The sequence below is a fragment of the Mycobacterium sp. 1164985.4 genome (assembly GCF_001668575.1).
Taxonomy (GTDB): domain Bacteria; phylum Actinomycetota; class Actinomycetes; order Mycobacteriales; family Mycobacteriaceae; genus Mycobacterium.
The window spans coordinates 1-537 of sequence record NZ_LZMD01000054.1 but is presented as its reverse complement, the minus strand read 5'-3'; the positions used below and the strand labels follow the sequence as shown (position 1 = coordinate 537).

Annotated in this window: 1 protein-coding gene; it reads left to right on the top strand. The window is 67.8% G+C overall.

Annotated elements, in window-relative coordinates; translation table 11 throughout:
• Positions 1 to 89 precede the first annotated feature (89 nt).
• Positions 90 to 416, top strand: coding sequence for a YnfA family protein (locus A5650_RS08875; RefSeq protein ID WP_067289202.1), 327 nt, complete (start codon positions 90 to 92; stop codon positions 414 to 416).
• Positions 417 to 537: the final 121 nt, after the last annotated feature.

The following is a 537-nucleotide window of genomic DNA, read 5'->3' as shown; positions in this document are numbered from 1 at the left end:
CCCTCTGTTGCGCGAGCGTGCGTGTTTGCACACGACACGCCGCGCCATGACAGCATTTTGCGCACGCTCGCGGCACGCTGAGTGACGTGATGGTGCTCAAGTCGGTGATGTTGTTCGTCCTTGCCGCGGTGCTCGAGATCGGCGGCGCGTGGCTCGTGTGGCAGGGCGTGCGGGAGCACCGCGGGTGGTGGTGGATCGGTGCGGGCGTGATGGCCCTCGGCGCTTACGGCTTCGTCGCCGCGTTTCAGCCCGACGCCCACTTCGGCCGGGTGCTGGCGGCGTACGGCGGAGTCTTCATCGCCGGATCACTCGCCTGGGGCATGGTCGCCGACGGCTTTCGGCCCGATCGCTGGGATGTCACGGGCGCGCTGATCTGTCTGGCCGGCGTGGGGCTGATCATGTACGCGCCGCGCTGACGCACGTTCGCGGGCGCTCGACCGTGCGCAAAATGCTGTCATGGCGCGGCGTGTCGTGTGCAAACACGCACGCTCGCGCAACAGAGGGTTACGTGAGATGGGCGCTGTCGTCGTCGAGATC

Excerpts from the sequence above, each read along its gene's own strand:
- A5650_RS08875 (WP_067289202.1), top strand. The coding sequence starts at position 90 with ATGGTGCTCAAGTCGGTGATGTTGTTCGTCCTTGCCGCGGTGCTCGAG.